This is a genomic window from Candidatus Tisiphia endosymbiont of Beris chalybata, from assembly GCF_964026555.1.
Taxonomy (GTDB): Bacteria; Pseudomonadota; Alphaproteobacteria; order Rickettsiales; family Rickettsiaceae; genus Tisiphia.
Genome location: NZ_OZ032159.1, coordinates 1,013,609 through 1,027,360, shown reverse-complemented (window position 1 = coordinate 1,027,360; position 13,752 = coordinate 1,013,609). Strand labels below are relative to the sequence as shown.

Below are 13,752 nucleotides of genomic sequence, written 5' to 3'. Positions count from 1 at the left end.
TTTTCATTCTTATATAATGTTTCAAAAACCCCTTACTACTCCTTTAGACTTCTTATTCATAACTAGCGGGGTTACTCTTGCGGCAGGATCCGTAATAAGGGTCATTTTATATTTCTCTTCTTGTAAAGCAATATCAGCTAGAGTAATATTTTCTAATATAGATTTAGGGTGTACTTGACTATCTTGCATCTCTACTTTGCTCCTTTTAGCTGTAGAATTTTCTATAACCTCTAGCTTACGTTTTTGTCTAGAGGTATTATTTTGGATATATAGTTTTCTCAATTCTTCAATTAATATATCTGGCGCCTTATCTTCTTTCCCTTTCTTATCACCAGACTGTATTAAGGGATAGTGAATACTATTTCGATTATTTAATTTCATCATAGCCTCCATTAGTAACTTTACTATATTAGGATTCTTACCTGTAGCAGCCAGATCTAATGGGGTAATCCCATATTTATTTGGAATAGTTGGATCCGCCCCCTTCTCAAGTAGTAACTTTACTGCAGCAAAATTCCCTTTTGCAGTAGCATAATGTAGCGCGGTCCTATCTATAAAAGAATTATTTATATTCAAACCATTATCTAATAATTTATCTATGAAACTACTAAACAATCTAGGTGGTATGTACTTACTATTCGTAGAAAGGTGGAGTAAAATACCATGGCCTAAGGTAGCAGCTTTTTGGAGATTTATATTACTGACTTCTTCCGATGCTTCTGTAATATCTTCCGTCTTAAATGTTTTTTTAAATCTTGCAATTTCCGGAGTAAAAAACTCTTTAATACAATCTATAAGGTCGTCTTCTTTTTGCATGGTCCTAATTACATCTAACATTACCTTTTCTTTAGGTATTCGTATAAACTTAAATTGGGTCAGCTGCGCATCAGCCACCTTATTAAAAGTCATTGCTTCAAAATTTTCTTGCAAATCTAAAATAAATTGTTGATATGGGGTTATATTTTGTTTTAAATAACGGCTTAATGAAGCTTGTAAAGCATAATTTTCTAAATAAATAATTGCCACATCTTTTCCCTCTATATGAGTTACTAAAATGGAACCCTCGCCTAGAGGCATCTTTATTAGCTGATCCTCCATAACATGCCCATAAGTGAATATATAAAGGACAATTAGCTAACTCTCTTAGCTTCGTAAAAAAATTCTCTGTATAACAGCAAGCATTAGGGTTTAAGTCATCAAGCTGCATCATATGCTTGTTTCCTATTCGGTTGCCGTGAGCAAGAATATCGATACGAGTATTTGGGCCAATTTTAACATTATTTTTTTCTAGATTATTTCCAATATTCTCAAAAGTTAATGGTTTATCTTGTGCTCCATCCCCAATTATGAGACAGTTTTTATTTTCCTTATACAATTTTTCAATTTCTGGATCAATTACATTGTATGGCCCTACAATATGAAGAGCTTTTAATTCTAAATAATTTTTTTTCTGCAACATTTTATAAGCTCCAACCATCTCTTAAAAACTCATAAAACAACCAGTAGCTTTATTGCTTCTTAGTTAAATTTTATTAACCTTTGTAATAAACATAACATGATACTGATTATATTAATATAAATATTTAACGGATAGCTTATAGGTAATTAGTATAATTTGTTGTAATTATGTGATATAAATCTACAATCCCTAGAGTAACCTTAGAAAATCATAAATTCCTAATGATAGACTAACAAAGATAAGTACAGACATAAACAAATGATCAACAACCAATTAGTACAAAATTATACTTCTGCTTTGTTTGAGAATGCTTTAGCTGCTGCTTTAGAAGAAAAAATATTAACACAAATTAAGCGTATTGATGTACTTATACAAGGGGATCAAAAAATTAAAGATATTATGCTTTCCCCTATTGCAAAATACCGAGATAAACTGACTTTAATTGAGTTAATCACTAAACACTTAAATACTGAATTAATAGTTAAACAATTCCTACTAATACTTTTAAAACATTCACGACTATCAATTTTACCCAATATCGTATCATTATATCAGGACTTACTTAATAAAAACCGTAATGTTAAAATAGTAAAAATTACCTCTTCTAAACTGTTACAAGCTGAAGAGAAAAACTGGTTAAAAAAATATTTAGAAGAGAATTTTCATCAAAAAGTTGCTATAAATTTTGAGCTGAATCCATCTATTATTGGTGGAATTATTTTACAATATGATAGTCTAGTTAAAGATTATTCTATTGCGGGATTCTTAAAAAAAGTAAATAACGCCTTAATAAATACTAATGGTGAGTAAAATATAAATTTTAGGTAAATAAACTGATGTCTACCAAACGATTAAAAACTGTTGAAATTGCCGAAATACTTAAACAAGAAATTGCTAATATTAGCTATAATAGTGATTTAGAAGAGGTAGGACAAGTTATCACGGTTGAAGATGGCATTGCTAAAATATATGGTATTAATAAAGTTGAAGCCGGAGAAATAGTTGAATTTGAGTCAGGAATCAAAGGGTTGGTTATCAGTCTCGAAACTGATTCAGTAAGCGTGATACTAATAGGAGACGATTGCGAAGTCAAACAAGGAGATACCGCCAAAAGAACTAAAAAAATTCTACAAGTACCGGTGGGCAAAGCCTTACTGGGCAGGATAGTAGACGGAATAGCTAACCCTATTGACGGTAAGGGCCCAATTATCACAGATACCTATCGAAATATAGAAGAAAAAGCTCCAGGAATAATTGCAAGAAAAAGCGTTAGTCAACCAGTACAAACCGGCATTAAAGTAATTGATGCTTTAATACCTATCGGCCGCGGACAAAGGGAACTAATTATTGGCGATAGACAAATAGGTAAAACTGCTATTGCCATTGATACGATCATCAATCAAAAACAAGCACATCTTGAGGGAGACGAAAAAAACAAAATTTACTGTATTTATGTAGCTATAGGCCAAAAAAGATCGACTGTCGCCGGAGTGGTAAAAAAGCTAGAAGATGCAGGAGCAATGGAATATACCGTCGTGGTAGCAGCAACAGCTTCTGACCCAGTTGCCCTGCAATATGTAGCGCCCTACAGTGCTTGTAGTATTGGAGAATATTTTCGCGATAACGGGATGCATGCTCTAATTATTTATGATGATTTAAGTAAACATGCGGTTGCTTATAGGCAAATCTCCCTCTTACTTCGGAGATCCCCAGGGCGTGAAGCCTATCCCGGGGATGTATTTTACTTACATTCTCGCTTATTAGAACGAGCTGCAAAATTATCGGATGAATTAGGTGGAGGTTCTCTTACCGCTTTACCAATTATTGAAACTCAAGCAGGAGACGTTTCAGCGTATATCCCAACTAATGTTATCTCAATCACAGATGGACAAATTTTTCTAGAAAATGAACTTTTTTATCAAGGGATCAGACCTGCAGTAAATATTGGCCTATCAGTAAGTCGAGTAGGGTCAGCTGCCCAAGTAAAATCTATGAAGCAAGTAGCAGGGACAGCTAAGCTAGACCTAGCGCAATTTAGAGAACTAGCAGCCTTTTCTCAATTTAGTTCCGATTTAGATCCTGCCACTAGCAAACTAATTAACCATGGAGCCAAACTAAACGAAATATTAAAACAAAATCAATACCAACCTTTCCCTATAGAAGAGCAGGTAGTTAGTCTTTACGCTGGAGTACAAGGCTATCTAGATAGTATACCTATTGAACAAATAAAAGAATTTGAAGATAAATTATTGCAAGAATTAAAGGTTAATAGTAAAGATATTTTAATATCTATTAAAGAACAAAGTAAACTTACTGAAGAAATAGAACAAAAGTTAAAAATTTTTTTAGAGGAATTTATAAAAAACTTTTTATCTACAAGATCTAAGGAGTTATGAGTAATTTAAAACAGTTAAGATCGCGTATTAAAAGCATTAAGACGACCCAAAAGATTACCAAAGCAATGCAACTAGTATCCGCTACTAAATTTACCAAAGCAAAAAATCAAGTTAAAAATTCTGAAGCTTATATTGAAACGCTCCATAAAATAATAGGTAATATAGCTACGGAAAATAATCTGCAAGATATGGATGAAAAAGATAAAAAATTCTTTTTAGGAAACCCAGAAAAACCATATTTATTAATAATAATTACTTCTGAACGCGGATTATGTGGATCTTTTAATTTTTCAGTAACTAAATTAGTAAAAGCTGATATTGAAAATTTAAAAAACTCTAGTAAGGAAATAAAAATTATAGTTATAGGAAAAAAAGGGTATGATATTATTAAAGGAGGATATGGATCTTATATAGATAGTTATTATGATTTTCCAAAATTTCATACTAATGATTTATCCTTAAAAATTATAGAAAGGCTTATGAATATGATTGAAGCTGCTGAAATTGGCAGCTGTCAAATATATTTTAATAAATGCAAAAATGCTATGGTACAGCTGCCTTCTAGACAACAAATATTCCCTGTTACCACCCAGTTAACAACAGCAGAAGATAAATATTTAAGCTATGAATATGAAGGAGCAGACCTAATATTTAACCTATTTAAGTTGTATATATCCTCACAAATTAATTATGCTTTACTACATAGTAGAGCTAGTGAAGAAGGAGCTAGAATGACCTCTATGGATAATGCTACAAAAAACGCTAATGAGCTTATTGATAATTTAACACTAAAGCTTAATAAATCAAGGCAAGACCTAATTACTAATGAGTTAATTGAAATTATCGCAGGTGTTGGGGCTTTATAAAGAATTTCGTATTTACTTTCAAGGATTGGGTTTCATTTTTACTAGACTTCTTTCGAGACTCTACTTCTGCTGAACTTATTGAAGAGAATATATGACTAATAATACAGGTAAAATTGTACAAATTATTTCAGCTGTCGTTGATGTACATTTCGGTGATGATAATTATTTACCAAAAATTTTAAATGCGCTTGAGTGTGATAATAATGGCAGTAAAGTGATATTGGAAGTAGCGCAGCATATAGGGGATAATATAGCACGCTGTATATCTATGCATCCAACCGATGGCTTAGTAAGAGAACAAACAGTGGTTGATACAGGAGACAGTATTAAAGTACCTATTGGCCTAGAAACGCTTGGGAGAATAATGAATGTAACAGGTGACCCAATTGATGAACGAGGGAGTTTTAATGCTACCAATTTTTCTTCAATTTATAAGCCAGCCCCAGCTTTTATTGACCAATCAACTGAAAAAAATATTTTAGTAACAGGAATTAAAGTAATTGATCTTTTAGCCCCTTATGTAAAAGGAGGAAAGATTGGGTTATTTGGCGGTGCTGGCGTGGGAAAAACAGTATTGATTATGGAACTTATTAACAATATAGCTAAAGCCCATGGCGGATATACCGTGTTTGCCGGAGTGGGAGAAAGGACCAGAGAAGGTAATGATCTTTATCATGAAATGATTACTTCTGGGGTAATTAATCTCCAGGAGCCCAAAAAATCTAAAGTTACCCTTGTATATGGGCAAATGAATGAACCACCAGGTGCCAGGGCAAGAGTTGCTTTAACTGGCCTTACTATAGCTGAAAGTTTTCGAGATTTAGAGGGAGGACAAGATGTATTATTTTTTATAGATAATATTTTCCGGTTTACCCAAGCTGGTTCTGAGGTATCAGCACTGTTAGGCAGGATCCCTTCAGCAGTTGGCTATCAACCAACTCTTGCAACTGATATGGGAGAACTACAAGAACGTATTACTTCCACTAAACACGGCTCTATTACCTCCGTGCAAGCTATTTATGTCCCAGCTGATGATTTAACCGACCCAGCGCCTGCTTCTTCTTTCGCCCACCTGGATGCAACTACGGTACTTAGTAGACAAATTGCTGAACTGGGCATTTATCCCGCTGTAGACCCATTAGATAGTAGTTCGCAAATGCTAGATCCAGTAATTGTTGGCGAGAAACATTACTCCGTTGCCCGTAATGTCCAAAAAATTCTACAAACATATAAATCATTACAAGATATAATTGCTATTTTAGGAATGGACGAGCTATCAGAATCTGATAAATTAATTGTTACAAGGGCACGAAAAATACAACGATTTTTATCTCAACCATTTCATGTAGCTGAGGTATTTACTGGTTCTCCTGGAAAATTTGTTAACCTCACTGATACGATTGAGGGGTTTGAAGGCTTAGTAGAAGGTAAATATGATCACTTACCAGAAAGTGCTTTTTATATGGTTGGTAATATTAGCGAAGCCATAGCAAAGGGCGAAAAACTTCAGGACAAAATTGTTAAGAGTAACTAAATGAATAAAATTCTTCAGGTGAAGATTATAATCCCTACCAGCATCTTATTTGATAAAGAAGCGCTAATGGTAACAATCCCTGGAGCCGCAGGAGAGCTCGGGATTCTACCAGGCCATACCTTGCTAATTGTCAACCTAAAAGAAGGATTAGTAAAAATTTCAATAGCTACCAACTCTAAGCTAACAGAAGAGCCTACGCTCGAGCACCTAGATAAAACAAATATTCAGCTATTAAAATTTTTTGTATGTACTGGGATAGCAGAAATAACTAATAAAAGCGTAAATATAATCACTGAATTTGCTATTGATGTGACAAGCCTATCCTTAACTGAATTGCCTGCCAAAATAGAGCTCCTAAAAAAAATGTTAGAACAAGGAGTTGAGCCTAGCAAAATCAGTATTACTAATTTATAATTAAATCTTTTTTTCAAGTAGCAAAACCATTGATAGTTAGGGCTTATGGAGATTTTTTTTTATTATAGTATCTTATTTTTATTAGCTTTTATGTCTACTACCCTCCTTACCCGACTTTTAATTCCTATTCTTCCGTCTTTAGGGCTAGTAGATATCCCGAATAATCGCAGGGCTCACAGTAAAATTACCCCCAGGGGCGGAGGGCTTGCAATAGTTATAGTAATAATAATTGGGTTTAGTAGTTATGAATATTTTCTAACTTCTTCTTTAACGAACTCTATTAAATTTTTACCGGTATTATCTATTATTTCTATAATTTCGTTTTTAGATGATTTGATTTCTATACCCATATTCATAAGGTTAATTATTCATATAATTTGTTCTGCAATAGCCGCCAGGTTATTTTTATCTCCCCATTCCTTATTTCATTACGAAGTACCTGCAGCTATTGATTTCCTATTAGTAGTAATTGCTTTAACTACTTTTTTAAATATTTATAATTTTCTTGATGGAATAGATGGTATTAGCTGTTCGGAGTCTACCCATTTATCTATTACGCTATTAATATTATGTTATTTAAAAACTGATACTATAATAAACGTAAATTTAATAGTTATACTTAATGTACTGATTTTAGCCTGCTCTTTAAGCTTTTTGTTATTTAACTGGAATCCTGCTAAAATCTTTTTAGGTGATGTAGGTAGTATAAGTTTAGGTTTTATGTTAGGCTTATGTTTCCTGTTAGTCTCTGCTTCTAGTTCCCGTTTATTTATTGCTTCCTGTATTGCGCCTTTGTATTACCTAGCAGATGGAGGACTAACTATTTTAACTAGGCTTCTCAATAAAGAAAAGATTTGGCAACCTCATTTACAGCATTTTTTTCAAAAGGCTGTAAGGAAAGGAAAAACCCATAGACAAATAGTAAGCAGAATAATATCGTGCAACATACTGCTTATGCTACTTTCTATTACCTCTCTTTACCTTCCTTTAATGTCAATTATCTTTGCTATATTAGTAGTAATGATTACAATAATTAATTTTACAATATGAAACTGCTTAGCCATGATATCAATATAATTATCAAAAGAATTTTTGGAAGACAACACCCTTTACTTGCTGAAATCATGGTTAATTGGGATAAAATTGTTGGACCCAAATTTAGCTCGCAAGCTACCCCTCTAAGAATAGGCAGTATTAAAGAAAAAGGATTAGCTCTCAATGTTCTACACGTACAAGTAGAAAACTCAAGCATCGCGCTAGAGCTTTCCTTCCATCAACACATAATAATAGAACGCATTTCTGTTTACTTAGGCTTTAAGGCTATACATAATTTAAAAACTACTATATATTCAGCTAAACCATACTCACATTAATCATAATTTTTCTTGTAAAGAATTTTGCTCTAAACGATTTTTTAGTCCTTCAAAATCAACTATTTTAGCCTCTTGCTCTTGACAAGCACAAACAAAAATATATTGCTGTTTATTGGTAACTTTTTGTATACATTGCCCGCAAATGCCTTTCATCATACATTGCATAGGGGAATTTAGACTAACTATCATGGGGATATCGTAGCTAAAAATTTCATCTTTTATATCTTTAATAGCTTTGGTCATTTTTGGACTACTTGCAGCTATTATTCTATTGACATGAACTATAGACTCTTTTAATTCTTGCAATTTACTCGAATATATTATACCATCAATGACATTTCCCTTAATACTAATATCTCTTACCCTATTTTTTGGCAAAATTTCTTCCTCACCACACCAGATAACTATATCTGCTGAATTTTCTATTTTTTCTTGATAAAATCTATCTTGTAATTTTTTATAGCCAGCCAAATAAATTATTGTACAATTATTATTTTTAAGGGCTTGCGCAACAGGAATTAAAAGAGCGTTGCCAATTCCAGTAGCAATCAGCACTAAAGTGCTATCTTTTAATATTTCAGTTGGATTACCACAAGGCCCCATTAAAACTATTTGTTCATTTCTTGATAAAGTTCGGCATAATCTACTTGTCCCCCCTTTTTCCTGAATTATTAAATTAATTAAGCCTTTCTCAGGCCTTGCATAAGCACCAGTAAGAGCTAAAGGCTCCATAATTTTTGCAATATCCTTGGCATAATTCTGTAAACGGAAAAATTGACCTGGCCGAAAATTTTGAGAAGCTAAGGGCGAGTGAACTACCAGCTCTATTATCTCTGGCGCCAAAACATTAACTTCCTGAATATAGCTGATTAGTAAATAATCGAGCTTGGCAAAAAAATTTAAGTAATTACCAGAGAAATTTGGTTTATTTTTAAGAAGATTCTGGCTAATAAACTTATATCCTTCTTTACTACTTGCTATAGCTTTGACCACACTTCCTGCAAATAAAGGATTACAATCACCAAAATAAGTTATAAAGGGAGTTATTTTTTCGGGTAAAAAATTGTTAGTGCTCCCTTGTTTGCTATAGTTATTTTTTAAAAAATCCCGATGGTTTTCGGTTCCCACAGCCATAATGACTGTGCGAGCTAAAACTTTTTTCTTAATACCTAAATTGTTAAATTCTACAGATTCAGTATATTCATATTCATCTACATTAATGGTTACAGGATCCATATTGGCTACAAACTTAATGCCTGTAGCCATAGCATACATTACTTCATCAGGGTTTAATTTGTAAGCAGGGGAATCCTTTAATTTGCCTCTATAAAAAATTGTTGCCCCTCCTAATTCATTTAAAATATTTAAAACAGCTTCCTTATCTTGAGCTACCTGAAATAATTTAGCATGGGTAATAAATTCTTCAGCTATTAACCTATCTTCTTTCGTCCAGTCTCGTTCAGTATAGTTGGTTCCATTCTGCTTAATTAATGCTTGATATTTTTTATAAAACTTTATTACTTGTGCCCTATAGTAAAATAGAGATTCAACTGCGACATCAACTGCAGTAAGCCCTCCCCCTATAACAATAATCGGCATTCTAATAAGTAAATTAGTGATAGATTCTTCTAAAAATGCTCCTCCAGATTGAATGGTCATTAAAACATCCGACGCAGTTCTCACACCTTTGGCAAGAAAATTTTTCATCTTTACTACTTTAGGGGTGTCAGCTCCGGTACATATAGCTAAGTGATCGAAACCTAGCTCTATAACTTGTTCGATTGTTATGTTACTACCTAAACTTACCCCACTAAATAGAAGAAAATGGCTATTTCGTTGTAATATTAATTGTAGTATAGTTAAATTATTTTTATCCCATCTTGGTGTAATGCCATATTCCGCTACCCCTCCGAAACCAGCAGGAGCTCTCTCTGACAATTTTTTTTTATAATCAAGCCAATATTTAATAGGTTTACTACTATAGTCAATTGATGAGAAGTTGGTGACATCGTCACTCAATGCTTGCCTATTATATATAGGCGTCGCTCCATCGCTCCTAGCACCAAATTCTCCTGAATTGACTATATCAAAAGGTAGGGGATTAATTTTAAAACCATCTACTGCCACTACATTATGTCCCTCTCGTAATAAATAATAACATAAGCTAAAGCCAGCAGGGCCGAGCCCTGCTACTAAAATTTTATAATTAGTTGAGGCAGCAGGTAACGGAGAAAGGATATTAAGAGGGTTCCAATTCGTCAGTAATAAATATATCTCTACCCCATAGGGTAATAATAAAGTTTCCTGCAAAATATTAGATTCTATTAGAGGGATATCTACAGGTTCTTGCTTTTGATAGATACATGAATTAGCACAATCATTACAAATCCTATGCCCGGTAGCAGCTACCATTGGATTATCAATAATAATAATAGCCAGAGCAGCTAAATTAAAACCTTTTGCTTTAACATAATTCATTTCAGAAATTTTCTGTTTAAGAGGACATCCTAACTTTAGGGCATTACCATTTTTCAACGGCTGTTGATTTGCTAATACAAAAGCCGGGGCGATTGCATCCTCTGCTACTAAGGGATTTTCCTTATTAGTCACACCTGGCAGGAACAAGCCCTTAGAGCATGAATCCTTACCGGTTTTATGGCAATAAATACAATAATTAGCTCCATTTAAAGCTCTATTTAAATTAAATTCAGGATCAAAAAAATCAAATCCTACTCTCACCCGCTGTTTATAGCTTTCTACCTTATTATCATCAATTAAATTATTTTGATCAATTTTACTAGGTCTTGAGAATAATATACTATTTGGGTTACTATAAACCATGCAAGCAGCATATTTTGCCGCTTCATTTAGCTCGACAGAATATAGTTCCTCATTTAATTGCCATGCTAATACTTGTTGGGCAAATTTATCTTCAGTAAAACCTACTCCTAAAAATTGTTCTATAGAGCTTAATAGCTTATTAAAATTTAACTCTTTTAATTTTTCATATGGGTATTTTTTTAATGCAGTACGGTGCACAAACTTTCTTTTACATTCATAAATTATATCAAACTCTTTATGAGTAAATCTTAATTTTGCTACTTCTGACTCAATACCAAAAAGTTGCGCTAAAAAATCATCTAATATAGGAGAAATCTCTAGTAGAAACTCCGAATAATAATTCGGATTAATTTTATCAGCATTATTTCTGAAGAATGATAGCTTTTTATAAAGATCATAATTATGATCTTGTAAAAATTTTTGGAAAATTTGATCTAATTTTTTAAGGCCTTCTAGGGTTTGTAACTCTATAAAATCTAACCCAAAAGCAAGGTTCATACGTAATATATGACATTCTTAGAAAGACATCTATAGCCTAAGTAACTCACAAATGAAGTAATAATAGCTACAATAACAGATTTAATAATCATAAATACATCCGGCATGTTTCCTTCTATTACTAGATGTTGCATAGGCCTTATAACAATAAAAACAGGATTGATCTCAAAAAATATTCTTTTTGACTCTGGTACTATAGAGTAGGGGTATACTATAGGTATGGTCCAATAAACAATATTTAAAATTAAATTTAATAGCTGCGGAATATCACGTATATAGGGAGTTAGAAAGGCAAAAGCGATAGAAACACTAACTACACAAATTATTAAGGGCAATACAAGGATTGGTAGAAAAATTATCCATATAGAAAACTTTTCAGGGTATAAAATTATAAAGGCTATATACATAGCTACAAAAGAATAGATTAGAGTATAAACTTGCACTAGACTATCAGAAAACGGAAAGATTGTCCTAGAGATTACTACTTTTTTTATAATTCCCGAGCGAGCAATTATAGAATTTGTCGCTATATTTAGGCTATTAACAATAAATAGCCAAAACGGTAAAGCCCCTACTAAATTCATAATTAATTGGTCTTTTGGCAACTTAAGTAAAAAGCCAAAAAAATACGATATTATTATTACCTGCGTAAAAGGCTGGATTAATCCCCATAAAGAACCTAAAAAAGAATCTTTATTTTGACGAACTATAGCAGTTTGTGTCAGTAACATAATTGGCAGCCAGTATTTTTTAGAAAAAAAATAGCTTATCATATTAGTAATTTCCATTATTATAGATTTTTAATACATCATCTGGATTACCATCCGCTACAATACTACCCTCTTTTAATAAAATACATCTAGTACAATTATTTTTTACAATACTTTCTTGATGGCTAACCAATATTAAAATTGGCGTATTCCGCATCTTATTCCTGATCAAATTAGTAGATTTTTCAATAAAATGACTATCTCCAGCAGCAAAAACTTCATCTAGGAGAAGAATATCTGCTTCTTGAAAAACAGATACAGAAAATGCTAACCTTGCTAACATTCCTGAGCTATAATTTTTTATAGGTAAATCTATTTTTACTCCTAACTCGGTAAAATCAATAATTTCTTCTTCTAATTTTTTACTATATCTACTTAACATATTATTATAAAGCATAAGTATTTTAATATTTTCTCTGCCAGTTTGTTCTAATTCAAACCCCACCCCCATTTCAATGATAGCAGCAAAATTACCATGTACTTTCCGCATCCCGGATTTTAAAGGATAAATGCCTGCTATTACCTTAAGTAGAGAGCTTTTGCCTGAACCATTACTCCCTATAAAAGCAACTTTTTCTCCTACTTTACAAGAAAAATTTATCTTATTTAAGATTGGAATTGACGAAGGAAATATTTTTCCTCCTTTTATGAAAAAATGTTTTAAACTTTCTACTCGTTGCTGGTTATTAATCCCTTCCACATATCCATCAATTATATCGATAGATGCTTTTTTATAGGTCATAAGTTAAATGTAATTTGCTTGACGATAAGTCAACTAATATAAATTAGGGACCTGCAGATATACAGCTACGTATATCTGGATTATTTTTTTATTTTATCTTAAGGTATACTATTTTATACTTTTACTGAAGAATTAATCCATTCTTTAATAGTATCTTTAGGCAGGGCTCCCATTTTAGTAGCCACATTTTTTCCGTTTTCAAATAGGATCATTGTGGGAATACTACGAATACCAAATTTTGAAGGGGTGTTAGGATTATCATCTATATTTATTTTAACGACCTTTATTTTACCTTCTAATTCGGTGCTTAGCTCTTCAAGGATAGGAGTTAACATTTTACAAGGCCCACACCAACTAGCCCAAAAATCAACTACAACAGGCATAGTTGATTCTAAAACCTCTTTTTCAAATGTACCATCGGTTACATCATTTACCATATATTCCTCATATTATTCTACTATTGGTTTTCTGCATAACTCAATCTAGCCGGTAACTTTGTCGTCGACATTTGTCTCCACTTGCATTGAGCTTCGTCTACCACCTTTTCATTAGACCTCTTGCATAACCTAATCTAATTGGTAATTTTGTCGTCGAAACTCCTCTCTGTTCCTCACGTACGTCTATGTACGCTGCGGTACTCGACTTCGTTTCTCCTAAAAATTCTTCAATTATCTTTAGGTTATGCAAGAGGTCTATTTACGAACAGAAATACGCTTTGGAGACAGGTTCATTTCTCCTAATAATTCTCAAAGCTATTTTGACTTATGCAGAAAGTCTATTATTTTTGAATTATATGGAGAAAAATTAGGGTTGTAAATAACTGCTTTTAAAATAAGCATACTTAATGGAGCATTGCCGA

The 13,752-nt window shown here is 32.7% G+C and carries 15 protein-coding genes; 8 read left to right on the top strand and 7 right to left on the bottom strand.

The features are described from left to right. Window positions 1–21: 21 nt before the first annotated feature. Together AAGD44_RS04980 and AAGD44_RS04975 are read right to left on the bottom strand one after the other, a co-directional pair. On the bottom strand, window positions 22–1,026 hold the full coding sequence (locus AAGD44_RS04980) for an ankyrin repeat domain-containing protein (protein WP_341763650.1): 1,005 nt from the start codon (window positions 1,024–1,026) through the stop codon (window positions 22–24). Continuing rightward, window positions 914–1,459 (bottom strand): hypothetical protein, encoded by a 546-nt coding sequence (locus AAGD44_RS04975; protein WP_341763649.1) that lies wholly within the window; start codon window positions 1,457–1,459, stop codon window positions 914–916. The genes AAGD44_RS04980 and AAGD44_RS04975 overlap by 113 nt, the downstream gene beginning before the upstream one ends. A gap of 258 nt (window positions 1,460–1,717) precedes the next feature. On the opposite strand from AAGD44_RS04975, the gene atpH reads away from it, so the two are divergent. The 7 genes from atpH (at window position 1,718) to AAGD44_RS04940 (ending at window position 8,042) form a co-directional block, all read left to right on the top strand. Continuing rightward, window positions 1,718–2,269, top strand: a complete 552-nt coding sequence (atpH, locus tag AAGD44_RS04970) for an ATP synthase F1 subunit delta (protein WP_341763648.1) — start codon at window positions 1,718–1,720, stop codon at window positions 2,267–2,269. Window positions 2,270–2,295: 26 nt separating this feature from the next. After that, complete coding sequence (gene atpA / locus AAGD44_RS04965) at window positions 2,296–3,855, top strand: F0F1 ATP synthase subunit alpha (protein ID WP_341763647.1); 1,560 nt, start codon at window positions 2,296–2,298, stop codon at window positions 3,853–3,855. Further along, a complete protein-coding gene (atpG, locus tag AAGD44_RS04960) occupies window positions 3,852–4,721 on the top strand; it encodes an ATP synthase F1 subunit gamma (protein ID WP_341763646.1) in 870 nt (289 codons plus the stop codon). Before atpA ends, atpG begins: the two co-directional genes overlap by 4 nt. Window positions 4,722–4,812: 91 nt before the next feature. After that, window positions 4,813–6,255, top strand: a complete 1,443-nt coding sequence (gene atpD, locus AAGD44_RS04955; RefSeq protein ID WP_341763645.1) for a F0F1 ATP synthase subunit beta — start codon at window positions 4,813–4,815, stop codon at window positions 6,253–6,255. Then, entirely contained in the window at window positions 6,256–6,669 is a 414-nt protein-coding gene (gene atpC / locus AAGD44_RS04950) for a F0F1 ATP synthase subunit epsilon (protein WP_341763644.1), read from the top strand. Window positions 6,670–6,714: 45 nt separating this feature from the next. Further along, on the top strand, window positions 6,715–7,719 hold the full coding sequence (locus tag AAGD44_RS04945) for a glycosyltransferase family 4 protein (RefSeq protein ID WP_341763643.1): 1,005 nt from the start codon (window positions 6,715–6,717) through the stop codon (window positions 7,717–7,719). Next, window positions 7,716–8,042, top strand: a complete 327-nt coding sequence (locus tag AAGD44_RS04940; RefSeq protein ID WP_341763642.1) for a DUF721 domain-containing protein — start codon at window positions 7,716–7,718, stop codon at window positions 8,040–8,042. The genes AAGD44_RS04945 and AAGD44_RS04940 overlap by 4 nt, the downstream gene beginning before the upstream one ends. Here AAGD44_RS04940 and AAGD44_RS04935 read toward each other — a convergent pair whose 3' ends face one another. The 5 genes from AAGD44_RS04935 to AAGD44_RS04915 all read right to left on the bottom strand — a co-directional run bounded on the left by AAGD44_RS04935 (window position 8,043) and on the right by AAGD44_RS04915 (window position 13,580). Beyond that, complete coding sequence (locus tag AAGD44_RS04935; RefSeq protein WP_341763641.1) at window positions 8,043–11,381, bottom strand: 2-polyprenylphenol hydroxylase; 3,339 nt, start codon at window positions 11,379–11,381, stop codon at window positions 8,043–8,045. It abuts the gene before it with no gap. Beyond that, complete coding sequence (locus tag AAGD44_RS04930) at window positions 11,378–12,154, bottom strand: ABC transporter permease (RefSeq protein WP_341763640.1); 777 nt, start codon at window positions 12,152–12,154, stop codon at window positions 11,378–11,380. Before AAGD44_RS04930 ends, AAGD44_RS04935 begins: the two co-directional genes overlap by 4 nt. A gap of 1 nt (window position 12,155) precedes the next feature. After that, complete coding sequence (locus AAGD44_RS04925; RefSeq protein ID WP_341763639.1) at window positions 12,156–12,893, bottom strand: ABC transporter ATP-binding protein; 738 nt, start codon at window positions 12,891–12,893, stop codon at window positions 12,156–12,158. Window positions 12,894–13,006: 113 nt separating this feature from the next. Then, entirely contained in the window at window positions 13,007–13,330 is a 324-nt protein-coding gene (gene trxA / locus AAGD44_RS04920) for a thioredoxin (protein WP_341763638.1), read from the bottom strand. A gap of 97 nt (window positions 13,331–13,427) precedes the next feature. Continuing rightward, complete coding sequence (locus AAGD44_RS04915; protein WP_341763637.1) at window positions 13,428–13,580, bottom strand: palindromic element RPE1 domain-containing protein; 153 nt, start codon at window positions 13,578–13,580, stop codon at window positions 13,428–13,430. Between AAGD44_RS04915 and AAGD44_RS04910 the strand changes: the two genes are divergently transcribed. After that, window positions 13,575–13,709, top strand: coding sequence for a hypothetical protein (locus AAGD44_RS04910; RefSeq protein WP_341763636.1), 135 nt, complete (start codon window positions 13,575–13,577; stop codon window positions 13,707–13,709). The genes AAGD44_RS04915 and AAGD44_RS04910 overlap by 6 nt on opposite strands. The last annotated feature ends 43 nt before the right edge of the window (window positions 13,710–13,752 follow it).